Origin of the sequence: Candidatus Chloroploca asiatica, from assembly GCF_002532075.1 — a bacterium.
Taxonomy (GTDB): Bacteria; Chloroflexota; Chloroflexia; order Chloroflexales; family Chloroflexaceae; genus Chloroploca; species Chloroploca asiatica.
The window spans coordinates 13,880-37,630 of the sequence record NZ_LYXE01000188.1; the positions used below are offsets into that span (position 1 = coordinate 13,880).

Annotated in this window: 22 protein-coding genes; 12 read left to right on the forward strand and 10 right to left on the reverse strand. The window is 56.0% G+C overall.

Annotation, left to right across the window (positions count from 1 at the left end):
* Positions 1 to 22: 22 nt before the first annotated feature.
* From A9Q02_RS22220 to A9Q02_RS22230, 3 genes are all read left to right on the forward strand, one after another.
* Entirely contained in the window at positions 23 to 1,240 is a 1,218-nt protein-coding gene (locus A9Q02_RS22220; protein WP_097655270.1) for a 2-methylfumaryl-CoA isomerase, read from the forward strand.
* Between the two features lie 15 nt (positions 1,241 to 1,255).
* Positions 1,256 to 2,299, forward strand: a complete 1,044-nt coding sequence (locus A9Q02_RS22225) for an HpcH/HpaI aldolase/citrate lyase family protein (RefSeq protein WP_097655271.1) — start codon at positions 1,256 to 1,258, stop codon at positions 2,297 to 2,299.
* A 128-nt stretch (positions 2,300 to 2,427) separates the two neighbouring features.
* A complete protein-coding gene (locus A9Q02_RS22230; protein ID WP_097655272.1) occupies positions 2,428 to 3,489 on the forward strand; it encodes a MaoC family dehydratase in 1,062 nt (353 codons plus the stop codon).
* Between the two features lie 259 nt (positions 3,490 to 3,748).
* Here the strand turns inward: A9Q02_RS22230 and A9Q02_RS22235 are convergent, their stop codons facing one another.
* The 9 genes from A9Q02_RS22235 to A9Q02_RS22275 form a co-directional block, all read right to left on the reverse strand.
* A complete protein-coding gene (locus A9Q02_RS22235) occupies positions 3,749 to 4,405 on the reverse strand; it encodes a TIGR00266 family protein (protein WP_097655273.1) in 657 nt (218 codons plus the stop codon).
* Between the two features lie 147 nt (positions 4,406 to 4,552).
* Entirely contained in the window at positions 4,553 to 5,077 is a 525-nt protein-coding gene (locus tag A9Q02_RS22240; RefSeq protein ID WP_172451275.1) for a class I SAM-dependent methyltransferase, read from the reverse strand.
* Positions 5,078 to 5,161: 84 nt separating this feature from the next.
* Entirely contained in the window at positions 5,162 to 5,998 is an 837-nt protein-coding gene (locus A9Q02_RS22245; RefSeq protein ID WP_097655275.1) for a hypothetical protein, read from the reverse strand.
* A 15-nt stretch (positions 5,999 to 6,013) separates the two neighbouring features.
* Complete coding sequence (locus A9Q02_RS22250; protein WP_097655276.1) at positions 6,014 to 6,430, reverse strand: response regulator; 417 nt, start codon at positions 6,428 to 6,430, stop codon at positions 6,014 to 6,016.
* Positions 6,431 to 6,436: 6 nt separating this feature from the next.
* The gene (locus A9Q02_RS22255) at positions 6,437 to 6,880 is read right to left on the reverse strand and encodes an ATP-binding protein (RefSeq protein WP_097655277.1); all 444 of its coding nucleotides are present in this window, start codon (positions 6,878 to 6,880) and stop codon (positions 6,437 to 6,439) included.
* On the reverse strand, positions 6,877 to 8,400 hold the full coding sequence (locus A9Q02_RS22260) for a PP2C family protein-serine/threonine phosphatase (RefSeq protein ID WP_097655278.1): 1,524 nt from the start codon (positions 8,398 to 8,400) through the stop codon (positions 6,877 to 6,879). The genes A9Q02_RS22255 and A9Q02_RS22260 overlap by 4 nt, the downstream gene beginning before the upstream one ends.
* Before the next feature lie 3 nt (positions 8,401 to 8,403).
* Positions 8,404 to 8,742: an STAS domain-containing protein gene (locus A9Q02_RS22265; RefSeq protein WP_097655279.1), complete on the reverse strand. Its 339-nt coding sequence runs from the start codon at positions 8,740 to 8,742 to the stop codon at positions 8,404 to 8,406.
* Positions 8,743 to 8,887: 145 nt separating this feature from the next.
* On the reverse strand, positions 8,888 to 10,573 hold the full coding sequence (locus A9Q02_RS22270) for a sugar transferase (RefSeq protein WP_097655280.1): 1,686 nt from the start codon (positions 10,571 to 10,573) through the stop codon (positions 8,888 to 8,890).
* A gap of 39 nt (positions 10,574 to 10,612) precedes the next feature.
* The gene (locus A9Q02_RS22275; RefSeq protein WP_097655281.1) at positions 10,613 to 11,341 is read right to left on the reverse strand and encodes a sugar transferase; all 729 of its coding nucleotides are present in this window, start codon (positions 11,339 to 11,341) and stop codon (positions 10,613 to 10,615) included.
* A 467-nt stretch (positions 11,342 to 11,808) separates the two neighbouring features.
* Here A9Q02_RS22275 and A9Q02_RS22280 point away from each other — a divergent pair, with 467 nt between their 5' ends.
* From A9Q02_RS22280 to A9Q02_RS22305, 7 genes are read left to right on the forward strand one after another with little or no spacing between them, the layout of a single operon-like run.
* On the forward strand, positions 11,809 to 12,873 hold the full coding sequence (locus A9Q02_RS22280) for a GumC domain-containing protein (protein ID WP_097655282.1): 1,065 nt from the start codon (positions 11,809 to 11,811) through the stop codon (positions 12,871 to 12,873).
* 19 nt (positions 12,874 to 12,892) lie between these two features.
* Positions 12,893 to 14,377, forward strand: a complete 1,485-nt coding sequence (locus A9Q02_RS22285; protein WP_097655283.1) for a flippase — start codon at positions 12,893 to 12,895, stop codon at positions 14,375 to 14,377.
* Positions 14,378 to 14,398: 21 nt separating this feature from the next.
* Positions 14,399 to 15,196 (forward strand): CpsD/CapB family tyrosine-protein kinase, encoded by a 798-nt coding sequence (locus tag A9Q02_RS22290; RefSeq protein WP_141509133.1) that lies wholly within the window; start codon positions 14,399 to 14,401, stop codon positions 15,194 to 15,196.
* 4 nt (positions 15,197 to 15,200) lie between these two features.
* Positions 15,201 to 15,335, forward strand: a complete 135-nt coding sequence (locus A9Q02_RS25105; protein WP_281256948.1) for a hypothetical protein — start codon at positions 15,201 to 15,203, stop codon at positions 15,333 to 15,335.
* Positions 15,336 to 15,340: 5 nt separating this feature from the next.
* Positions 15,341 to 16,933 carry an O-antigen ligase family protein gene (locus A9Q02_RS22295; RefSeq protein WP_097655285.1) on the forward strand — a complete coding sequence of 531 codons (1,593 nt, stop codon included), beginning with the start codon at positions 15,341 to 15,343 and terminating at the stop codon, positions 16,931 to 16,933.
* A 13-nt stretch (positions 16,934 to 16,946) separates the two neighbouring features.
* Entirely contained in the window at positions 16,947 to 17,750 is an 804-nt protein-coding gene (locus tag A9Q02_RS22300; RefSeq protein ID WP_097655286.1) for a hypothetical protein, read from the forward strand.
* Positions 17,751 to 17,774: 24 nt separating this feature from the next.
* Positions 17,775 to 19,460, forward strand: a complete 1,686-nt coding sequence (locus tag A9Q02_RS22305; RefSeq protein WP_097655287.1) for an alpha-L-arabinofuranosidase — start codon at positions 17,775 to 17,777, stop codon at positions 19,458 to 19,460.
* 89 nt (positions 19,461 to 19,549) lie between these two features.
* On the opposite strand, the gene A9Q02_RS22310 is transcribed toward A9Q02_RS22305, so the two are convergent.
* Complete coding sequence (locus A9Q02_RS22310; RefSeq protein WP_097655288.1) at positions 19,550 to 21,133, reverse strand: biotin/lipoyl-binding protein; 1,584 nt, start codon at positions 21,131 to 21,133, stop codon at positions 19,550 to 19,552.
* A 265-nt stretch (positions 21,134 to 21,398) separates the two neighbouring features.
* On the opposite strand from A9Q02_RS22310, the gene A9Q02_RS22315 reads away from it, so the two are divergent.
* Both A9Q02_RS22315 and A9Q02_RS22320 read left to right on the forward strand, forming a co-directional pair.
* Positions 21,399 to 22,460, forward strand: coding sequence for a GumC domain-containing protein (locus tag A9Q02_RS22315; RefSeq protein ID WP_097655289.1), 1,062 nt, complete (start codon positions 21,399 to 21,401; stop codon positions 22,458 to 22,460).
* A gap of 21 nt (positions 22,461 to 22,481) precedes the next feature.
* Positions 22,482 to 23,672 carry a glycosyltransferase family 2 protein gene (locus A9Q02_RS22320; RefSeq protein WP_097655290.1) on the forward strand — a complete coding sequence of 397 codons (1,191 nt, stop codon included), beginning with the start codon at positions 22,482 to 22,484 and terminating at the stop codon, positions 23,670 to 23,672.
* Positions 23,673 to 23,751 lie beyond the last annotated feature (79 nt).

Sequence of the window (23,751 nt, forward strand, 5' to 3'; positions counted from 1 at the left end):
GTGCGGTCTCTCAGGAGCAATTATGCAAGGCATTCTCAAGGGTCTGCGGGTGATCGAGGGCTCGGCCTTCGTCGCTGCCCCGCTCGGCGGGATGACCCTGGCTCAGCTTGGTGCCGATGTGATCCGTTTCGATCCGATCGGCGGCGGCCTTGATTATCAGCGCTGGCCCGTCACTGAAACCGGCCAGAGTCTCTTCTGGGCTGGCCTTAACAAGGGTAAACGTTCGATCGCCGTTGATCTGCGCCATCCCCGTGGGCAAGAGTTGCTTACGCAGTTGATCGCCCTCCCCGGTGACGCGGGTGGCATCTTCAGTACCAATTTTCCGGCACGGGGTTGGCTCAGCTATGAGGCCCTGCAACAGCATCGCGCCGATCTCGTGATGGTCAATCTGCTCGGTCGCCGCGATGGTGGCTCGGACGTTGACTATACGATCAATCCGCAACTTGGCTTTCCGTTTATGACCGGGCCAACCAGTACGCCCGAGCCGGTCAATCATGTCTTGCCAGCCTGGGATTTCATTGCTGGGCAGATGATCGCCGTGGCGATCCTCGCCGCCGAGCGCCATCGCCGCTTGACTGGCGAGGGGCAACTGGTCAAACTCGCCCTCAAGGATATTGGTCTGGCGATGCTTGGGCATCTTGGCATGATCGCCGAGGTGATGGTCAACAATACCGACCGCCCTCGTCAGGGCAACTATCTCTATGGGGCCTTTGGACGCGATTTTGAGACGCTTGATGGCAAGCATGTCATGGTCGTTGGCTTGACCAGTTTGCAGTGGAGTTGTCTTACGAAGGCGACGGGCATGGCCGAGCAGTTTGCGGCCCTGGGCCAGCGCCTTGGGCTTGACCTCGCTCAAGAGGGCAATCGTTTCCGCGCTCGTCACGCCCTCGCTGATCTGCTTGATCCCTGGTTTCGCGCCCGGACGCTCGCCGAGATCAGTCAGATCTTCGAGGCTCACCGGGTCACATGGGCACCCTATCGCAGTGTCCGCGAGGCGATCGCCGAAGATCCTGACTGCTCAACCGATAACCCGATGTTCGCGCTGCTTGAACAGCCTGAGATTGGTACCTATCTCGCCGCTGGCTCGCCCCTCGCTTTTAGCCAGGTTCCGCGCCTCCCCGTGGTGCCTGCGCCGCGCCTCGGCGAACATACCGACGAAATCCTGCTCGACATGCTTGGCCTCACCGAGGCCGAAGTCGGCAAACTGCACGATGATGGCATCGTTGCAGGGCCTGCCTGATCAAAGGAGACCAGAATGAAGTTACCGGTGAATTTCTACAAGCCGTTGGCGACCGGCGCACCGCAGCCGCTGCGTGAATTGCCTATTCGCCCCGAGCGGATGATTCACTTTTTTCCACCCCATATCGAGAAGATCCGCGCCCGTCTGCCCGAAACCGCCCGCCAGGTTGATGTGCTCTGCGGCAATCTCGAAGATGCGATCCCGCTTGATGCGAAAGAAGCCGCCCGCGCTGGCTTTATCGAGGCCATCGCGACCCTCGATGCCCCCGAGACCGCCATCTGGGTGCGCGTCAATGCCCTCAATAGCCCGTGGATCCTCGATGATATGGACCAGATTGTCAAAGCCGTGGGCAATCGCCTCGATGTGATCATGTTGCCCAAGGTCGAGGGCCCCTGGGATATTCATTTTGCCGACCAGTATCTTGCGCTGCTCGAAGCACGGTATGGCGTGCAGAAGCCGATCCTGTTGCATGCCCTGCTCGAAACTGCCGAAGGCGTCAAGAATGTTGAGCAGATTGCGGGAGCAAGCCCCCGGATGCACGGGTTGAGCCTTGGCCCAGCCGATCTCGCGGCGTCACGCGGGATGAAGACTACCCGCGTCGGCGGCGGCCATCCCTTCTATGGCGTGCTCACCGATCCCGTCGAAGGCCAGATCGAGCGCGCCTTCTATCAGCAGGATCTCTGGCACTATACCGTTGCCCGTATGGTCGATGCGTGTGTTGCGCATGGCATCCGGGCCTTCTACGGGCCATTTGGCGACCTCAAAGATGAAGCAGCCTGCGAGTCGCAGTTCCGCAATGCCTTTCTCATGGGTTGCACCGGGGCCTGGTCACTTGCTCCGAATCAGATCCCGATTGCCCGCCGCGTCTTTAGCCCCGATGTCAAAGAAGTTCTCTTTGCCAAACGCATCCTCGAAGCGATGCCCGACGGGGCCGGCGTTGCGATGATTGATGGCAAAATGCAAGATGACGCCACCTGGAAACAGGCGAAGGTCATTGTTGACCTCGCCCGCCTCGTCGCCAAAAAAGATCCCGAACTGGCCGAAGCCTACGGGCTCTAGGGGCAATCTCATGCAACAAAGGTGGTTGTTTTGACGCAAAGGCGCGAAGGCGCAAAGGTTTTCGTGTAGGTGAGTTGACCGTTTGCGCCTTTGTGTCAACCTCAACCCCATTGCTTCAAGGAGCAGCGATGTCTAGCAAAACCAGAGCCGGGAACTTTTTCGAGGATTTTTATGTGGGTCAGGAGCTGATCCACGCGACGCCGCGTACCGTCACCGAGGGCGATGTCGCCCTCTATACGGCGCTCTTCGGCTCGCGTTTTGCCCTCAATAGCTCGACGCCCTTTGCCCAGACGCTTGGCCTCGAACGTGCGCCCCTCGATAGCATGCTGACGTTCCATATCGTCTTTGGCAAGACCGTGCCCGACATTTCGCTCAATGCCATCGCGAATCTCGGCTATGCCAATGGCCGTTTTGGGCAACCAGTCTATCCTGGGGATACGATCACGACCCGCTCCAGCGTCATCGGCCTGCGCCAGAATCGCGACGGCAAGACCGGCGTTGTCTATGTGCGTTCTGTTGGTTCAAACCAGCATCATCAAATGGTCGTTGAGTATACCCGCTGGGTGATGGTGCGCAAGAAGAACCTGGAGGCCCCGGCCCCCGAGCCGGTGATCCCAACGCTGGTCGAAGCCGTTGATGTGGCTGACCTGCACGTTCCCTATGCGTTGACGCCAGGCAGCTACGACATCGATCTCGCCGGTAGCCCTTATCTCTGGGAAGACTACGAGGTGGGCGAACGCATTGACCACGTTGATGGCATCACCATCGAAGAGGCCGAGCATATGATGGCGGCCCGGCTCTACCAGAATACCGCCCGCGTTCACTTCAATCAGCATGTCGAACGCGAGGGTCGGTTTGGCCGCCGCATTATTTATGGCGGCCACATCATCAGCCTCGCCCGGGCGCTCTCGTTCAACGGGTTAGCCAATGCGCTCAGCATTGCCGCCATCAACGGGGGCCGTCACACCAACCCGACCTTTGCCGGTGACACCATCTACGCCTGGTCCGAGATCCTCGCGCAGCAACCACTACCGGATCGCACCGACCTAGGCGCACTCCGCGTACGCACCGTTGCTCTCAAAGATCACTCGGCATCGGACTTTCTCTACCAGGATAGTGCAGGCAACTACGATCCTGCTGTTGTGCTCGACGTTGATTACACCGTGCTCATGCCCCGCCGCACCTCCTAAGCACGAATAATGTTGCCTCTCAGGACGCATAGGGCGATGGCATCATACGAAACCGGATACAACAAGACGCTCTACCAGGGCACCCGCAAGGGGTGCCCCTACAGGCCGGGGGCCGGGCCCGGTGTACGGGCACCCCTTGCGGGTGCCCTGGCCCGGTGTACGGGCACCCCTTGCGGGTGCCCTGGCGGGGTGCATACACGGAAGATGCAATCGCCCTCTCACCACGCAAGCGAAGCTTGCGTGGTGAGAGGCAAAAAATCTACTCACTACTACTGCCCGTCCCGCGTTTCAAACTCTGCAACAGCACCGTCCCCGGCCCTTGCAGGCGGGTCATAAAGATGCCCTCGCCCCCAAAGAAAGCCCGTCCAACGCTGCCAACCGTCTGAATATCGTAGTCAACGCTATCGGCAAACGCGGCGAGATTACCCGTACTGACCAGCAAGGTCTCGTTCTGGACAAGCTGGCGGCGGTCGAAGTCGCCGCTGCCGTGCAAAAGCACCTTGCCCTCGCCCGAGATGCGTTGCAGGAAGAGCCCGGCCCCGCCAAAGAAGGCCGCCCCGGCCCGCCGGGCGATCACCACCGTAATATCGACCTCGGTTCCCCAGGCCGCCAGAAACGAGCCACGGGTCGCCAGCACCGGGCCATCAGCAAGATCCCACTCGGTGATATGTCCAGGTGCATTCGAGGCGATCAGGGCAAACTGGCCCTCTTGGGTCGTTTCGGCATAGGTAAGCGAGATGCCCTCGCCTGCCAGCGAGCGGCGCAGCGCCCCGCCGAAGCCACCAGGCACCCGCGGACGCCACTCGATCCCTGGCGAATAGGCCATCAACGCGCCCTTGCTGAGCCAGACCGCCTCGCCAGGGGCAAAATCCAGGCGTGCACGTTGGGCAATCGTTCCTATGATGGTGTATTCCATAGTTCCTCCTTGTAAACTCTAGCACTCTTAGTCTAGAACAAATATCTTTCAACCAAGCTCACGCGCAGTCGCGAAGGATTCGCTCACCTACGGGAAAAACGTTGCGCCTTTGCGTCAAAAAACCGCCTTCTGTGCAAGGTATTGCGTCTAGGCCTGCGATAGACGCTCGGCGACCACAATTGACCAGTGTACGCCCACCCGCCCACCATCGGCTTCAACGTCTTGTTTCAGCACATGCAAGCCCGAGGCGGCACAGCATTGGGCCAGTTCATCCTGATCGATGGGCGTATAGAGACGGCCATCGGGCTCGCGGGGCGTTGTCGTTTCACTGGCACGATACGTCAGCACTAGCCGCCCACCGCGACGCATAATCCTCGCCAATCCGGCCACGGCGGGCGCAAGCGCCTCAGACGGCAGATGCATCAAGACGGCACTACACAGCACATTCGTATAGCCTTCATCGGGAATCGTCGCGAGGTGAGGCAACGTATCGTGGCGCAGATCAAGCTCGGGATACGCAGCGCGTGCTGCGGCAACCATCCCGATCGAGCCATCATAGCCAACCGTAGGAAAGCCCGCTGCCACAAGCCAGGCCGTATCGCGGCCACTGCCGCAGCCAACATCAACGGTCGGTTGCCCGGGGACAAAAGCCGCCAGCACCTGCCGTTGCAACGCAAGCGGCGTTTTGCTCCGTTGGGTCTGCGCGAAACGCTCAGCCTCGGCGTCATAGACCGCAAGGGTCGTTGGATCCAGACGTCACCTCTCTATCTGTTCAATCTGCCCCTCAGCCAGCAGTTGCCGTCCCTGGACAAACAGACTGATCTGGGCCAGACCAAGCCAGACCAAGAGCAGGATCAGCCCGAACTGGACGAGAACAAACCAGAAGGGAGCACTTACCTGGACAGCCGCGACCTCGTTGCGTAACTCGATGACAATGGTTTCATAGTCAGCGACGACCGTCATCGCCTCATCGAGATTCAGCGCAATGAGATCGAGGCCAGCGGCTACCTCTTCTAAATCATCTGCAATTATACGCAGATTATCCTGCGCCGTTCCAAGCCCCTCGGTCACTTCATCGAGCGCCGTTGGCAGATCAACCAGGCTATCGGCGACCTGTTTGATGGCGATACTCAACGGCACCTCGGGCTCATAGCGGAGCCCAAAAAAACCGAGAGTACCGAGCACATCATCAACGAGGCGCGCCGACTCGCTTGCGGCCTTGAGCGCCTGATTGGTCGAGTCAAGTGTCTTGGGCAAACTCGTCCCGGTCACATCGCGGAGCGTGGTGAGCGTGGGGTCGGTCGCAACCAGGGTACGTGAAGTACTGTTGACCGTGTTACTCAGCGATCGGATCGTCAATTGCGTGTCAGTGAGCGTCCCATCCGCAACCTGCAACCCCTCTTGGGTCACGAGCAAGGCGCGATCGAGGATCGCAAGCTCACGTGCAAGCGCCTCGGAGGCGACCCGTCCCGTCACGAGCACAAAAAGAATGCCCGACAGACTGATGAGCAGACCGAGCCAGGCGGTCGCCATCAGGGTCAGGCCGAGCGTGCGCTTGGAACGGGAACGAGGAAGCGAAGACCGTGGTGGCATACATTTATTCGTTGATCAGGCAGCGCTCTGGCCGGTCTTTAGAAAGGGTGAGTCGGAACGACTCACCTCCTGGGTAAGTAATTGAGCGACTGTTTGGGCGAGATCCTCTGAGTCGACCGGCTTGGTGAGAAACGCATTGACGCCGATCCCGGCGGCCTTGATTTCATCAGTCTCTTTGCTGCTGGCGGTAACAACCACAATTGGCATCCTGGCATACCGAGGATCGCTGCGGATGCGTTCTACCAGGGCAAGCCCATCAAGGCGCGGCATCGTCAAATCGGTCACCATCAGATCGATTGGCACCGTCGCCAGACATTCGAGCGCGTGGATCCCATCGTGGGCAGAAACAACGGCATAGCCATGGTGCTCTAGCACAAAACTCATCAAACGATGATTTGGCGCATAATCATCAACTATCAAAATAGTGCTCATCGAGCATTATATCCCTTTCACAAGCAAACTCTTGGTGAGATTCCACTGATTACGCCCAGGATATGGGGTATACGTGACATCATCCATCAGATTACGGATCAAAAAGATCCCCATGCCACCGATCGGTACATCATCAAGATCCGGCGGCGCATAGCTCTCTGCATCAAAAGGCTTGCCGGTATCTTGCAACTCAATCGTTAACTGCGGTGGATCGAAAGAAAGCGTCAGCGTAATGAGAATACGCCCTTCACCCTTATTTTCATATGCATGACGAACAATATTCGTACATGCTTCATGGACGGCCAGTTGAATGTTATAAATCACCATTTCAGCATCTTGCATCTGCTCAAGCAAGCGTAGCATATCGGCAATGCAATCGCTCAACAGATGAAGGTAGGTATAGCGGGCCGGCAGGTCAAGCCGGACCTGCTCCGGTTGAGTCACTGTCACGACACTGCTCCTTTTAGTATGACGAGCGTCTGATCATCATCTTGTTGGCCCCCTTGACCAAAGTGCTCAGTCTCGGCAAAGAAGGCCTCTGCGATCTCGTGCGCGTTCTTGTGATGCGAGGCATTGACCAGTTGGAGCAGGCGTTCAATGCCAAGCAGATCATCATCGTGATCGCGCACATCGGTGAAGCCATCGGTGGCGGCAATCAGCAAATCGCCAGGTCCGAGGCGCAGGTGCTGATTTCGACACGGATTTACTGGCAAGATGCCAATCGCCGTGCTATCGGCGCGTAGCAACACCGCCTCACCATCATAGGGTCGGTAGATCACTGGTGCGTGGCCCGCATTGGCATACGTCAAGACATTACTCCCTGGTTCGAACTGCCCAACCAGGGCCGTCGCAAAGACGCCCACCCTGGTAAAATCGTTATAGAGATCCTCATTTGATTGGCGCATAATGGCTTCTGGCGTTGGATACGGCATAAACTGCGCTTTGCTATGGATCGCCGTGCGCGTCATCGTCATCAAGAGTGCCGCAGACAAGCCTTTGCCCGTTACATCGCCGATAACAAAGATAAACGGCCGTCCATCTTGCACCACAAAGTCATAAAAGTCGCCCCCAACCTCTGAGGCAGGCCGTGAATGTGCATAGATATCGAGCCCGGCGATGCTTGGCAGGGTTGGCGGCAGCAATTCGAGTTGCACCCGACGTGCCAGATCCATTTCGGTACGGAGCTTGGCCTGGTCAAACATCTCTTGATAGAGTAAGACCCGATCAATCTGCGCACTTGCCTGATCGGCGATGGACTTGCTCAGCTTGATGTCAGGGGTGCCAAAGCCACCGGATCGATTAATAATCGCTAGGCCAGCCATAAAATTATTGCGAATACGCAGGGGAAGATATAAAAGATTATACAACCCTTCTGGGCCTTCCGAGGGGCGTACTTTTGAGAGATGGATTGGATGTTCGGTCGCTAACCCTTGCCAGTAGAGTTGCCAGAGGTAATCATCCGACAAAAATCCCTCGGGTTGTTGGATCAGCAACGCATCTTGCCCCGAGTTTGGCACAAACATCATGCAGCACACTTCGGCCTTCAGAATCCGCATCGTCTCTTTCACGACCACGTCTAACGTCTGTTCGACCGTGACATACTCACGCATCCGCTGGGTCAGGCGATAGAGGGCCAGTTGTTGATCCTGGCTGGTGACCAGATCAGCGGTTATCTGTTGCAACTCTTCTTCGAGTTGCAACAGATAGCTGATCAATTCTGCATCAGCGCGGAGCCGTTGTTCAAACGCTGTGCCGGTAATGCCAGCGACGCGCAACTCACCGATTTCTTCCTTACCCTGCATTATCAATGGAGCGCGGAGGCTGGGGGTCGTGAGGCGATGACTCGAAGGCCAGTAGACAATCGGACGTCCATCCTGCCAGACGCCAAATGCCGACGCACCCAGGGCCAGCCATGACTCGGCCAGGGCGGCAAATCGTGCGTATTGTGAACTGAGGATGGATACTAACATAGCTTACTTTGCAAAAGCTTTGAGCGCGTGTTCTTCATCGGCAAAAATCGTAAACGCCTTATCCAGACGCGTCAATTCAAACGTCATATAGACCGACCGTCGCATCCCACAGAGATAGATTTCGCCCTGATGTTGCTGCGAGCGCTTCATTCCCTGTACTAGCGTTGCGAGCCCGGTCGAGTCAACAAAAATCGTTTCGCTCAGGTTGACCAGCACACGACACCCTGGTTTTGTGGTCATTTGTTCAAGCCACGCTGCGACCGGGGCGACTGTATTGGCATCAAGCCGTCCACTGATATCGATAATGTTGACCTTGTCTACAAGGCGTGTTTTCATCTCCATAACCCGAGCCTCTCTTTCGCATGCTGTTTCAACCAGAAAATTTGCCGGTGAAGGTTGAGCGCACTGTCACAACCGTTTGGCCGTGTTGCTCGCCTTGGGTGAGCATGGCCCGTACGTGCATGATACTACACCTTGCAGGCAAACTTTACATGCGATTGATCTGGTTTTTCGTTTTTTCATCTTTGTCCTGGGGCGTTCGTGTTCGTATGCGGCGTGCCCAGACGCTCGGTGTCTGCAAGAGGATGCGCACATCTTCGAGCCATGTGCGGGTCGCGGTATAGTAGACATCGGTCACAATCACGGTGTCGAGATCCGTCGTGCCCTCGGTTTGCAAATACCAGAGCCCAGTAAGACCGGCTGGTGCGTCGTGGCGACGTTGATGCCATTCTTCGGTCAGTTGGGTTGCTTCGGCGCGACTCAGCGGCTTGACGCCAACCAGTTCGAGATCGCCACGCAACACATTGAAGAATTCTGGCAACCGATGCAACTCCCACTGCTCTAGCCACTTGCCAAGCAGTGTGTAACCTCCATCGTGACGACGAGTGCGAAAATGGATCAGTTCAAAGGTGTATAAGCGTCCATTCTCCTCGTTGAGCCGCTGGCCTACCTTCACGTCGCGTACCAGCATGCGCCCGCCGGTCGTCAAGAAATTGAGCAGGCCGATCACGCCGAGGAGTGGACTCGCCAGCAGAATGAGGGCTAGCGCAATCACGTTGGTCAGCGTACGCCGTAGTGAACTACGGTTGCGTTGCTTGCTTTCGACCTGACCGATCAGGAATGGATCGACTATTTCGGTCGTCACCCCTTCGACCGGATCGTTCACCGAGCCGGGGGTGACCAGTTTGTGCTCAATATGCACGAGTTGACCGACATAGGTATTGCTCAAGATACTACTCTGGATAATAGTAGCCTCATCGTCAATAACTACATTGCTACCGATGATCGTCCCGAACCCGAGTTCAACCTCTCGCCCGATCCAGCTATGCTGTCCAATATAGACTGGAGGGGCGAGTTTGACCGTTGGGTGGATCGAGTGTTCGCGGCCAACCCAGATCCCGGGGGCAATCGGACGAGCTTCGAGGGAAGGATAGCGGATCCGTTCCGTCGGGCCTGCGATGGCTTCTTCAGGGGCACTGGCGGCATAGGCACTGTAGAGATAGACCTGTTGCGCTTCGTGGTAGTCGCCAAAGGTCGCGAGCGGGTTCCAGTAACCGCTCATCCGAAAGCCGTAGACAGGTTCGTTGACTGCCACCAGTTCGGGCAAGAGGTCGGCCACAATGTCGTAGTGCTCGTGATCGGGGATCGCCTGCAGCAGCTCAGGTTCAAGGATAATTGCTCCGGTGACTTGCAGGTCACCAGCAGCGGTACTGAATTCGGTGATGCGCTGGTCGTCATTCAGACGTACGCAGGGGTGTCGGTCGCCAGGGCGTGGCGCATGAAGGATTGCCGTCACCTTGCCGTTGTGGGCCTGATGAAACGCAAAAGCCTCGGCCAGATCGAGATCAAAGAGAGCGTCGCCTGGCAGCACCAGCGTGGTGGTTTCCAGCAAACTTCCCGCCCAGCGCAGCGAACCTGCCGACCCCCAGGCTTCGCGCTGCGTCACATACTTGATGTCGAAGCCCCAACGTCTTCCGCCGCCAACATATGCAGCAATCTGGCCCCCACGTTCGTATAGACTGATCAAGACATCCGGACAACCACAACGTCCCAGAATCTCTAGTGTGGTGGCAATCACGGGACGATCAACAAGCGGGAGAAGAGCGGTTGGCATTGTTGCGGTGAGCGGCCCCAGCTTTGGCTGCTCATCGGTCGCGAGAATGAGTACTTGCATAAGAACGCTTATCGTCCGATCTCAAAAAAAGCCTTGAGACTAATAGGCACCACGACTAAAGATCACGGCGGGGATCGTGCGCGTCAGAATCTCGATATCTTTCCAGAGACTCTGCTCGGCAATATATTGGAGATCAAGCTCAACCCAGCGCTTGAAATCGAGATTGCTCCGCCCCGAGACCTGTTGGAGACCGGTGATGCCGGGGATCGCATTGAGGCGCCCAAGTTGTTCATAGCTATAGCGTGCCACTTCACTGGGGATCGCGGGTCGTGGCCCGACCAGGCTCATCTCGCCCTTCAAGACATTGAAGAGTTGGGGCAGTTCATCAATGCTGAGTTTACGAATAACCTTGCCCACGCGGGTAATGCGGGGATCATCTTTCATCTTGAAGACCGGGCCATCAGCCTCGTTTTTTGCCAGTAACTCGGCTTTGCGCCGCTCGGCATCAAGATACATCGAGCGAAACTTATAGCAGCCAAAGGGTTCGCCATCTTTGCCCACCCGTTCCTGCTGAAAGATGACCGGCCCTGGCGAATCGAGCTTGATCGCAACGGCTGTGCCGATCATGAGGGGGGCCGTGGCAACAATGGCAGCACTGGCAAGCGAGACATCAAGCGCACGCTTCAGGTTCCGCACCACTTTCGTGCGGATTGCCCACACCAGCATGCGTGCGCGTAACCGCTGGTTGGCGCGCGAACGCTCAAAGCGTCGCTCGGCGAAGATCGCGACCATCCGGGCTGTCTTGGGGTCATCTGGTGGTTGAACCATCGCCTCTTACTCCTTTGCAATGCACGCATAGCAGGCTAGCGATACTATGTCCCACTCTACTTTACCTGAAATTTTAAACAATTTCCTTACACCTTGGCAATGCGCAGATGAAGATTAGTTCACGTACTCAATGCTGGTATGTTCTCGATATGGCCTTGAGTCGTGATGAAAAGGACGATTTCGGCTGACGTGTCTGCTCTCTCTGCGCCTCTCTTTGCCGAAAAGGTTCCTTCATTGTATTAGTTTTCTGAGGCTATAGTATCACCTTTTGTTCATTCAGGATAGCCCGATTGTCACCCCCAATGACAGAGGTGTCAGTCTCAGGTGTGGTATGCTACCATCACAAGCAGACGTCGCATTGTAGCGTGGCATTGTCCATGCATTCACTGTGTGCTGTTTGGTTATACCTGTCTGGTATGCTCTTTACAAGGGGCAAAGCAGCTTGAGGTTAGGCGAAGGATACGAGCATGTCGCGCCGGTTTATTTTGCGTTTTATCGAAACATTATTGCGTCATCGCTGGTTGCATTTCTTGCCTGTGGTGGGCTTGACGCTGCTGGCAATCCCGTTTTTATTGACGCCAGTCTATATTTCGCACGCCACGATTTATCTGCAGCGTGATAACCTGCTTGAAACCCTGACCGCTATTCGGCTTCGTGATACGGCCTTTGGTGGCGTCACCGTGGTGAGCATGGCCCAGATCACGGCGAGTGAATTTCAGGCGTTAGCTTCGACCGATGCGTTTGCTTCCGCTGTTATCGCCGAGACGGATCTCCGTGATCAGTTGAATGGTTCGCCCCGTGAGGTTGAGCAGGTGCTCAATCTCTACCGTGACTCACTTACGGTCGCGATCCCAGCTGATAATCTGATCCGGCTGGAGATCGAGGCTGAGCGTCCTGAACTTGCCTATCAATTGACGATGGCAACCCTTAATGCGTACCGTGCCTGGAATATCAATCGGAGTATCGTTGAAGGCCAGATTGCCCAAACCTTTTTTGCCGAGCTGATCGAACCCTATCAGCGGGATCTTGCTGTGGCGCGTGATGCACAGCGGCGCTATCTTCAACTCTATCCTGATCCTGCCGTTGGCAATCGCCCCGTCGAAGAAGTGCTCGAACTGACCCGCCTGCAGAATGAGGTGACGCTGCTCGAGACGCGCTTGCAGGATATCCAGGATAAAGCCGAACAAGCCCGCCTGGCCGAGTTGCAAACTGATCGTGATATTGATCAGACCTATCGGATTATTGATCTTCCCGTTGTTCCACCAGCGCCAGAACCAATTGTCGCACGTCTGTTGTTGGCAAGCATTTTTCCGCTCGCCGGGTTGCTCGTGATGATCATGTTTGTGTTCGCACGGATGGCCTTTGATCGTACGTTGCTCTTCCGGATCGACGTGTATGAAGAATTGGCGTTACCCGTACTCACCGAGGTTCCTACGGCGCGGCAGCAGTTGGTACCCGCACCGCACATTGGGGGGCGTACCGCTCCATCAACACCAATTGATGACCCAATCACCACAACCGCTACTTCCTGAGCCATAAGGTAGTTTCTCAATGTCGCATTCCAAGGAAGTCATCTTCAAAAATGCCCGGGTCATGCTCGCATCACAGTTGATCACCTGGATGCTTACCCTCGTCTTCTCGATCATCATGCGGCGTTTTCTTGGGCCGGAAGGTTCAGGGCATATCGTGATCGCGATGTCGATCTGGTCAATTATGGGGGTCTTTATTGGCTTTGGGATGGACATCCTCCTCGCTAAAGAGATTGCCCGTGATCGTGACCGTGCCGCCGAGTTGCTTGGCACCTCGTATTTCATCAGATTCGTCTTTTATGTGATCAGTGTGGGCCTCGTCTATTGGTATAGTGTTGCCCTCAAGTTTACGCCTGACATTATCTTGTTGATCCAGGTGGTTGGGCTCATGGCCTTCCTGTTTCAACTCTCCAGCGCCAGTTCAGCGGCCCTGCAGGGGCTTGAGACGATGGAGTATATCTCGTTGTCAGAGATTGTCAGCAAGTTTGCTCATATGGTCTTGGGGATCACCGTGCTGATGCTCGGTTTTCGTGAACTGGCTGTGGCAATGGTGATGACGACGACTGCCTTGCTGATGTTCTTGATGCAAGCCTATTTTCTCTATCGCTATCATCAATTGACGCCGCGGGTGCGCCTTGCGGCGAGCCGTACGATTTTGACCCTGAGTCTGCCCTATGTCGCTACCATTTTTGGCATGGTTGCGTATGATGAACTGTCGATCCAGACGCTTTCCATCCAATTGGATGCAACTGAGGTGGGTTGGTACGGCGCTTCGATGCAGATTTTTGGCGCGTTGCTCTTTGGGGCCGTTATTTTCAATACGGTCACGTTTCCGCCGATGGCCCGTGCCCATAAAACTAACCCGGAAGGCATGCCCGCCCTGCTGCGTCGGAGCCTTTCCCTCATCTTGATGCTCAGTGTCCCGATTGGTTTTGGTGTCTTTGCTGTTGCTGATCAGTTTATTCATCTGCTCTTTGGGGCTGAATTTGCTCCCAGTGGTGATATTCTTCAGGTGCTCGGGTTTGCGGTTATTTTTATGTATCTCAATACGCTCTTTGGGCAGTATTTCGTCTCGATTGATCGCCAGCATATCTGGACGATGGTGATGATTGTGACGGCTCTCATGATTGTGCCGCTCAATTTTCTTTTTGTACCCTGGAGCCAGCGTGTTTTTGGGATCGGGGCAATCGGTGGGGCTTTCAGTTTCCTAGTGACCCAGGTCGGTCAGGTGGTGGCCGGCTGGTTCCTCGTTCCTCGCGGAACCCTTGATGGCAAGACAATTATTCATTCGCTCAAGGTGGTTGCGGTGGCTCTGATCATGCTCCTGTGTGTCTGGCCGTTTCGTGATCTGTTTCTCGCCATCCCTATCTTGATCGGGGCGATTGTCTACCCGACCTTGATTGTTCTGCTGCGGGTCATTGCTCCAGATGATTTACAGATGGTGATCGATTTTGTCCGCAGTGCAGTTTTTCGCCTGCGTAAGCCTGGTGCTGATACGGTCAATTAGTCAGAGAATGGGAGATCGTCTATGTTGTCACGACGTAAAGAGCGTATGCCAGTCGATGGTGTTGAATATGAACTGATGTTGAGTACGGCTGATGGCAAAGGTATGCTCGCCTTCTCTGGAGAAGTAGTGACGAGTATGCGGCGCATGTTGACGACGTTGATGTATCAGTCCACGCTTCCCCGCAGTATTGCCTGTATCTCGGCACTGCAACAAGAGGGTGTGACCTATCTTACGCTTGCTATGGCGACAACGCTTGCCCATGATGTCGAGGCCCGTGTCTGTGCCGTAGAGGTGAACTGGTGGCACCCCGGGATGCATCAGTATCTTGCGGGGCAGCCGCCTGCCCTGCGTACGGGGGGGAAACGCAAGCAGCGCAAAGCTGCCGCCACGATGGAGCCGCTGTCTGGCCCTGATGATCTGGGCCTCGGGGCGGTCGTACAGGGTACACTGGCGCTCGAAAAGGCCCTTGTGCCGACTGACCGTGCTAATCTGTGGCTTCTCCCGGCTGGTTTTGTGGCCCCCGATGCACGTTCCGCTGTTGCCCGTAGTAGTGAGCTCAAAGCGGTGTTTGCCGCGCTGGCAGAACAGTTCGATTATCTGTTCATTGATGTGCCGGCTGTGGCTACGAGTAGTGATACGCTCGCGTTGACGTCGCTGGCCGAGGCGGCCTGTGTGGTGGTGCGCCATGGGGTGACCCCGATCAATACGGTCAAGCTTGCCCTCGATGAGGTCAAGCATATGCCCGTGCTCGGTGTCGTCTTGAATCAAGTCAATCTGTCTACCCCTGATTGGATTTTGGGCCTCTTGCCGCAGGAGTAGATCCATGACGCAGTTTATTGCCTTGATGCTCATTTTTAGCATGATCGGCATTCTTTTACGCAAGAAGCCATTTATCTATACCCAACTTCTGCTCGCATTGATCGTTGTGCTTTTTATGGTTCGTTTGTATTTTTTCTAACGCGTATGACCCAGCATAATCCATCTGTTTCGTTGCCGACGACGATGCCGTTGATGCAGCGGATCTCGACCCTTGGACAACAACTCGCCTATGCGCGACGCAAGCATGTGCTTTTGTCGCTGGCAGGGCTTGGCTTTAGTCTGCTGGTTGCCCTGGCTTTCTTTCTGCTTGGGCCTGGGCCGGCGGCCCTGGCCTGGCTCATCTTTATGATGGTCGTGGGCGCCATTTTCTATAACCCGCGCTATGGGGTCTATCTGATCGTTGGCTTCACTGTTGCCGCAGATGGGGTCTTGTTGCCGTGGTACCCGATGAGTAAAAATCTCTCGAGTCCCGAATCGATCATGTATCTTGGTCGGATTGCCAGTTTTAGCCCCCTCGAGATCTTGCTCGCGCTACTGGTGCTGAGCTGGTTTCTGCGTTTGCTCGCAACCCGGCGTTTCACCATGCCCTTTAGCCCGATCATCTTCTGGACGCTGATCTTTGTCGCGTTTGTTGCCCTGGGCTTTGCCTATGGGATCTTTCGTAGTGGTGATACGACGATTGCGCTCTGGTCGATTCGCTCGATGTTTTATCTGCCCATCATGATCTTGATGGTGAGCCAGTATATCGAGACCCGCGAACATGTCCGTGTTCTCTTCTGGAGTGTGCTGTTGGGCCTGACGTTTAATGCGCTCTATGGTTTCTATTTTGTCGCGATACAACTCAATTGGGCTTATGCTGAGTTGAATGAAATTGCCGAGCATCCTTTGTCGATTCAGTGGAATACGATCTTTTTGTTGGCGGCGATGTTGATTTTTCTGGCCCGTGCCGAGCCAGTGACCCGCCCGATGCTCTGGTATACGCTCTTGCTCTTGCCGTTTTTGCTGGTTGCGTATATTGGGAATCAACGTCGTGCCGGGTATCTTGTTCTGGCTGTTGCGCTCATTGTCTTTGCGCTGGTGCTCTTCTGGTTTCATCGTCGCATCTTTCTGATCTTTGTCTTGATCCCCGGCTTGCTCTTTGGTACCTATCTCGTTGCGTTCTGGAATGTTCAGTCGGCTCCAGGTGCTCTGGCGCAGATGATCCGGGCCGAGGTTGACCCTCCCCCTGATACCCGCGATTCTTCGTCGAACCTCTATCGCGATCTTGAGAATGATAATCTTTTGTATACGATCCGTCAGGCCCCGTTGCTGGGGATTGGTTTTGGTCATGCGTTCTATAAGCCTTTTCCTATGGCTGATATTAGCTTTTTTATCTGGGCTGATTATATTCCCCATAATTCGATCCTCTGGATCTGGGTGCAGACGGGCTTGGGCGGTTTTTTTGCCATGATGATGTTGATTGGAGTTTCGCTTGCCCTGGGGGCACGCCGCCTGTTTCAAGCACCACCTGGTGAGATGAGAGCCTTTGCTTTTGTTGCCTTTAGTTATGTGTTGATGCATGTGCTCTTTACCTACCTTGATATAGCCTGGCAGCCCCAGAGTATGGTCTATCTGGGGGCAATGTTGGGCTTGATCAGTGTGTTTGATCGCATTGTTGCTCATCCCGTTGTGGTGCCATCGCAACGCTGGCCCTGGCAACCGGTGCCTCAGCCTCCCCCTGGCCTGCAGCAACTTTGAGGTGAGGATCACGATGCGTTCCTTCGTTGTGTTGATGTTGGTGTTCCTCGTTGCGCTTGGTGGTTGTGGGTCGTCTGCTTCGACGACGGATCCGTCGCCCCGTCCAACCGCGACGATCGCTCCGCTCTTTACTGGCCAGGTGCCAACGATCCCGCCGGCGCTCTTCCCAACGGCGGCGCCTCGTCCTACCCGGGTTGTTACTGATTCGCCCCGTGAGATGGCGACCCGCCAGGCCGAGGCGCGCCGTGATGCCTCCAGTCAGTTTTTGACCGAGTTTGCTATCTTTGATGATCAATTCGCCCCCGGTTGGGGCGTCAGCGAGAGCTGGAATATGCAGATTCAACTGCAAAATCAGTTTGCAGCCTCGGGCCGTGCTGCGCTCCAGGTGACGCCGTTGCAATATGGCTTCCGTGGCCTCTTCTTTGCCAATGGCCCTCAGGGTGGCACCTATCCTCGCGCTGAGGTGCTTGGGATGCGCTTTTATGTCAGCGGTGGGGCCAATGTCCTTGAGCCTGATAGCCTCATTGTTCGGGTGACGGGGAGCAATCGCTATCCCTACCATGTTCAGGGCGATACGTCGGTGCGCTTGCCTGAACGTGGCGCCGATCAGACGCTGGTCTTTCCTGAACTTGGCTTGAGCCAGTTTGGCTTGCGCCGGGCCCTCGAGCCTGGCGAATGGGCTGAAATTGAGGTCTGGCTCGATGGTTACGATCAGGTAGACTATACCTATGTGACTGGTCTTGTGCTAATGAATGATGCATCCTATGTCAAGACCTTTTATGTTGATCGAGTGGTGCTGTTATTGCGCCGTTCGTAGCTCGCTCTATCGAAAGGGTTTTTTATGAAATATAGATCGATCTGGTTGTTGGGCGTGCTGCTGTTGAGCAGTCTGCTTGCTTTGCAAGCTTGTGGCAGCCAAACTGCTCAGGTTGTGCCCACGCCTCGCCCTGTTGATGCGTCGCCAACGCCGCTCGCGCCGTCAGAGCCGGCGCTACCCTCAGAAGCATCGCCCGCCCCTTCGCCTGTTGAGTACGAGGGCACGCTTCAACTTGATGCAACCGCCTCCGGGCAGGCGATCGATGCGCGCCTCTTTGGAACCAATGTGCCTGCCTGGCTTAATCCAAATGGCTTGGCTGATCCGACCTTGATCGAACGCACAATCACCGCAGGGACAACGGTGATCCGGATGCCCGGCGGCAGTTGGAGTAATCACTATGATTGGTTGGGTTGCCAGCTCGGTGACGAGGCGAACTGTTACTGGACCTGGGCCGCGCAGCCGATTCATTTCCTTGAACTGTTGACCCGCGTTGATCAGGAAGGGATGTGGACGATCAATTTTAATGGCACGTCCCAGGAAGCTGCCGCGCTGGTGGCCTTCTTTAACGCTATGCCCGATGATTCGCGTGAAATCGGTGTCGATCGCCGTGGCCGCGATTGGAAGACCGTCGGCCACTGGGCGCAACTCCGCGCTGACCTTGGCTATCCCGAACCGGTGCCGATCACGCTCTGGGAAATCGGCAATGAAATCTATGGCGGGAAAGAAGATGTTGGCAAAGGCTGCACCCCCTGGGGCTGGGAAGAGGGTGGCTGGACCTGTGATGGCACCGAGTATGTGCTGGGCCGTGGTGAAGGCGCTGCGCGTGACGAGGGCTTCCTTGATTTTCGCAATGCGATGCAGGCCGTTGATCCTACGATCCTCGTCGGGGCGGTTGGCGTCCCGTTCCAGGATGATTGGAATAACTGGGGCAATGATGTGATTGCGGCGGCGGGTGACGTGATGGATTTCTATGTTGTCCATCAATATCCCTACTATGAACCGCCACGCTCGATTCAGGAACCGCTCGCTGAACCCCAACAGACCTGGCAGGCGATCGTCGCTGATGTCCACGCGTCCTTCGACCGCTATGCCGGTGGCCGCCGTGTTCCGATTGCCGTCACCGAATACAATCTCTTCTCGTTCCAGGATTTTGATAGCGAACGCTGGATGACGCGGGCGATCAATATGCTCCATCTGGCTGATACTATCGGGCAGATGGCCGTGCATGGTGTGGCAATGGGTAACCAGTGGAACCTTGCCAATGGTGAGACCGATAGCTTTGGCAATTATGGCCTGCTTGATGCGGGCAGCCTCGAACGCTACCCACAGTACTATGTCTTCCCGCTCTGGACGAACTTTGGGAACACGCTGTTGCCCATCGAGTCGTCGTTTGATCCGGCGACAACGCTCAGTGTCTATGCCGGACGCAAGGATGAGAACACTCTCACGCTGTTGGTCATCAACAAGCAAGGTCAGGCCCAGCGTGCGTTGATTGCCCTTGATGGTGTGGCTGATGTGACTGGGGGTCGGGTTGATGTGGCGGCAGCCGACTCACTCGAGGCAATGCAGGTGCGCTGGAATGGGGTTGCTGATCCCGCGAACGATCTGAGTGATGCGCCGCCAACTGAGTTGACCGGGGTGAGCAGTCGCTTTATCTACACGTTTGCCCCATACTCGATAAGTTTATTACAGATCGATATCCGACCTTGATTGAAACTTACGATAGCGCACGCATCCAAAAGAGCCAGCATTGCTGGCTCTTTTGGATGCGTGCGCTGGTTATACCAAAGGAATTGGTGTTAGCGCGGCAATACTTCGCCAGCTACAACATCCCCTTCGACAAGACCGCGGAGAATCTCGACTTGATTGGGGGTGACAATGCCTGTGACAATCTCAAGGCGCTGTTCGGTATCACCATCAACTTTATTCACGAAGGAGCGGTCCCGTGTGACAATCACTGCTTCAGGTGGCAACCAGAGCGCATTGGCAACGCGCCCGAGCACAATCGTCACCTCAGCAAGATCACCGACGCTCAGTTCAAGCCCGGGTGCTTCGTAGCTAATGGCATATTCACTACTCAAGAAGGCATCACTCGTTGGGAGGCGACCGGGCACCCGTGTCACAACTCCTGGAAAGACCTGGCCGGGATACCGGACAAACTCAACCGCTACCACTTGCCCAGGCAACAAGCGGGTTGTCGTGCCAAGCGGATCGAGGCCAACTGGTTCTTCAACAAGGATCTCGCGGCGGTCATTATTCGCCAACATAATCACTGGACTGGCGGCACGCACGGCGATCCCTGGCTCGGCTTCTAAGGCCACTACCTGACCGGCCATCGTCGCAATCAGGCGACGACTTTCGATCTGCTGTTCCAGCCGGGTCACTTCGGCCTGGCTGCGCGCAATTTGCTTGGCAAGTTCGGGATCAGCCTGGGCCTGTTGACGAGCCGCCTCGAGATCAATCTGGGCGCGTGCGACCGCCTGTTCAGCCTGGGCAACATCAAAGGGATCTGGTCCCGCCAGCAAACGATCAACGTCAGCCTGGGTCGCCGCCACCACAGCCTCGGCGCGAGTCACCAGGGCGACTTCATTCGACAGGGATGTATCGTAGGCAATGCGGGCCCGGCGCACTTCATCTTCGGCCACCCGCAGATCTTCGCGGGCCTGGAGGAAAGCGTTGCGGGTGGTCTCATTCGGATTCTTCTCAAACTCGATCTGCGTCTCGGCAAAACGCTCCTGGACAAACGTCAGGCGTTCGACCGCCGTCTCCATTTCGCGGAGGGCCTGATTCTTGACTTGGGAGGCCTCATTACGCACATTGGCGAGATCGGCCTCGGCTTGCCGCACGGTTGCGCGGGCCCGTGAAATCTCATCGGGCCTGGCCCCACGCCGAGCGCGGGCTAATTCAGAACGGGCCGCATCAACATTAACCTGGGCCTGGCGCACCTGCGTTTGCGCATTGGCCCGCGCACGCTCAAGCGCAATGCGATCCTGCTCGTACACCGCACGAGCCTGGCTCAACTGGGCATTCAGGTCACGCGTGTCGAGTTCAGCCAGCAACTGGCCTTGCGTAACCATATCTCCTACCTGAACAAAAATCGCTTTGAGTACCCCCTCCTCGGTAAAGGACTGCCCCTGTTGAACCTGAACAACCCTACCTTCAAGGGCCAGTTCGTTGACGATCTCGCCACGGCGCACGGTGTAGAGGGTCCGTTCTGGTTCGGCGACGCTGGGTGTGGGTGTGGGTGCGGTGGGTGGCGGTGCGGTCTCAGTCCCACCGGCGGCTGGCGTCTCGGTGGGTAGCGGTGGCGGTGGGGGGGTGGCTACCGCACATGCCCCCAGAAACAGGGCCAACGTTAACAAAAAGAGCAATCTGAAAGGCATACACGAACTCCGAACGATGACCACAGAGTTAGGACTGCTATAGTCAAAACAAGAAAGCTTGCTGGTTGTCACAGCCTAGCTTGTATATTATCATTAGTGTACCTCAAGCGCGAGTCGCATGGTGACAGATACGCACCTTTTGTTGTCTGAATGACAAACTTTTTAACAAGCATGTCGTGCTTTGCAACCCGGTGTACATAGCGATCTGGTATAGTGATATGATATGAATGGAACCAGTGACAGATTTTGAACGAGGATTGAGCGTATGCTGCGTCTAATCACCTTGCGTTTTCTTGAAACAATTTTCCGTAACTATCGCCTCTATATATTGATTTTGGGCGCTGCTTTGCTTGCCGCTCCGGCGATCTTCTTCTTGATCCCACCGAATTATCAGGTGCGCGGTACCGTCTATGTGCAGCGTGACTCGTTGCTGACGTCGCTTTCTGATGTTACCCAGGTGACGCAATATACCAGTCCCTCACAGGCGACGCTCTCGGAGGTGGTCTCGCTGATCTATACCGACTCGTTTGCGAGTGATGTGCTCAAAGAGACTTCCCTGCGCAATAATGTGCTTGCTGAAGGCCGTTTTCGTGAACGTGCGCTGCGTGATTATCGTGACGCAATGATGGTGATGGCCGAAGGTGTGAATATTGTCGTCTTTGTCGCAACGCATCCTGATCCCGTGCTTGCGCAACAGATGGTCAATGAAACCATGAATGCCTATGTCGACTGGCGCTTGACCTTTGAGCGTACTGATAGCGAAGTGGCGCGCGACTTCTTTGCGGATCTCATCGTTCGTTATGAAGAAGATCTTGCTCGGGCGGAACGGTCCTTGTTTGACTATCTGATGCTGTATCCTGACCCGATCCGCGGCGCACGTCCGTCTGAGGAGGTCTTTGAAATAAATCGGCTGCAGTCGCTAGTTGCTCAGGCGGCAAATCGACTGGCCGATGCGAAAGATAAGGAAGAGAATGCCCGCCTGTCGCTCGCTAAAGTGAATAGCGAGGCCTTGCAACGCTATCTGGTGATTGACTCGCCCGCGATTCCTACTCAGCCGCCTTCACTGCTGCGACGGGCCATCTTTGTGTTTGGTGGTTTCCTGGCAGGTGGTTTCTTCCTGATCCTGGCGCATATTGCCTTGCTGATGCTCTTTGATCGCGGGCTCTACTTTCCCACAGATGTGCAGTATGGGTTGAATGCGCCCACGCTTGCGATGGTTCCACTGATCCAGCATCGCTCATCCAGTAACATGCGGGTCAGTTCATCGTCACTCTCTGATCCTGGTGCCACAGGTGCCGCAGGTGCGGTTTCGCCTGTGAAGAGTTGATCAAACAAAGCAGGTTCTGGCATGGATATCGTCTTCACTCTCCTCCGCGCCGGTTTGCTCGCGTCTGATCTGATCCTGGCCGTGCTTGTGGCCTATTTGCTCTTGTTGACCGCCGCGGCGTTCTTTGCGCCGCGCTCGACCCCGCAATATGGTGGTGCCCCACGCCACCGTTTCGCTTTTTTGATCCCTGCCCATAATGAAGAGCAGTTGCTGCCCGAGGTGCTCGCGAGCCTTCAGCAACTCGATTATCCGCACGCATTGCGCCAGTTTTTTGTCGTTGCCGATAATTGCACCGACCGTACCGCCGAGGTGGCGCGATCCGCTGGGGCCGTTGTCTACGAACGCCACGATCAGACGCTCCGTGGCAAGGGTTATGCACTCAATTGGTTGGTTGAACAGATCGCAGCCCGCGATGAAACCTATGATGGCGTCGTCATCCTCGATGCCGATACGATTGTCTCACCCAATTTCTTGCGGGTCATGGATGCTCGTTTTGCCCGTGGCGAACGCGTCATCCAGTCCTATTATGCCGTCCGGAATGCCGAAAGTTCGTGGAGTACTTCCCTGCGTGCGGTGGCGTTGATTGTTTTGCATTTTCTGCGCCCCCAGGGGCGTATGGTGCTCGGTGGTTCGACTGGTCTCAAAGGCAATGGCATGGTCTTCGCTACCGATATCGTCCGCTGTCAGCCGTTTACTGGTGGCCTGACGGAGGATATTGAATATCATATGGAGCTCATCCTTGATGGTGAGCGGACTATGTTTGCCCCCGATGCCGTGGTCTGGGCCGAGATGCCGAATACGCTCAAGGCCGCCGATTCACAGCACGCACGCTGGGAACGAGGGCGGGTCGAGATGGTGCGCCGTTTTGTCCCTCGTCTTTTGCGTGAGTCGCTTCAGCGCCGCGATTTTATGCTCTTTGATGCCGCGATGGAGCAACTGATCCCGCCCTTTTCGGTGTTGGCAGGGGCCAGCGCCGCTGCGCTTGGGGCCGGTGTTGTGCTGCGCAGCCGTCCGGCGGTGATCATTGGCACTGCGCTGATCGGCGGGCAGGCCGTCTATGTCCTGACAGGCCTCGCCATGACGGGTGCTTCGCCCAAGCTCTATCAGGCCCTCCTCTATGCGCCAGGGTTGGTCGTCTGGAAGATCTTGCTCTACCTGCGCGTGCTCTTCGGGGCCGGTCCAAAAGCCTGGGTGCGTACCGCCCGTAATTGAGGCGAAGTTCATGTACGTAGCAACCCGCCAGTTTAGCTGGCGGGTTGCTACGTACATGAACCGGAACCCACCATCCTGG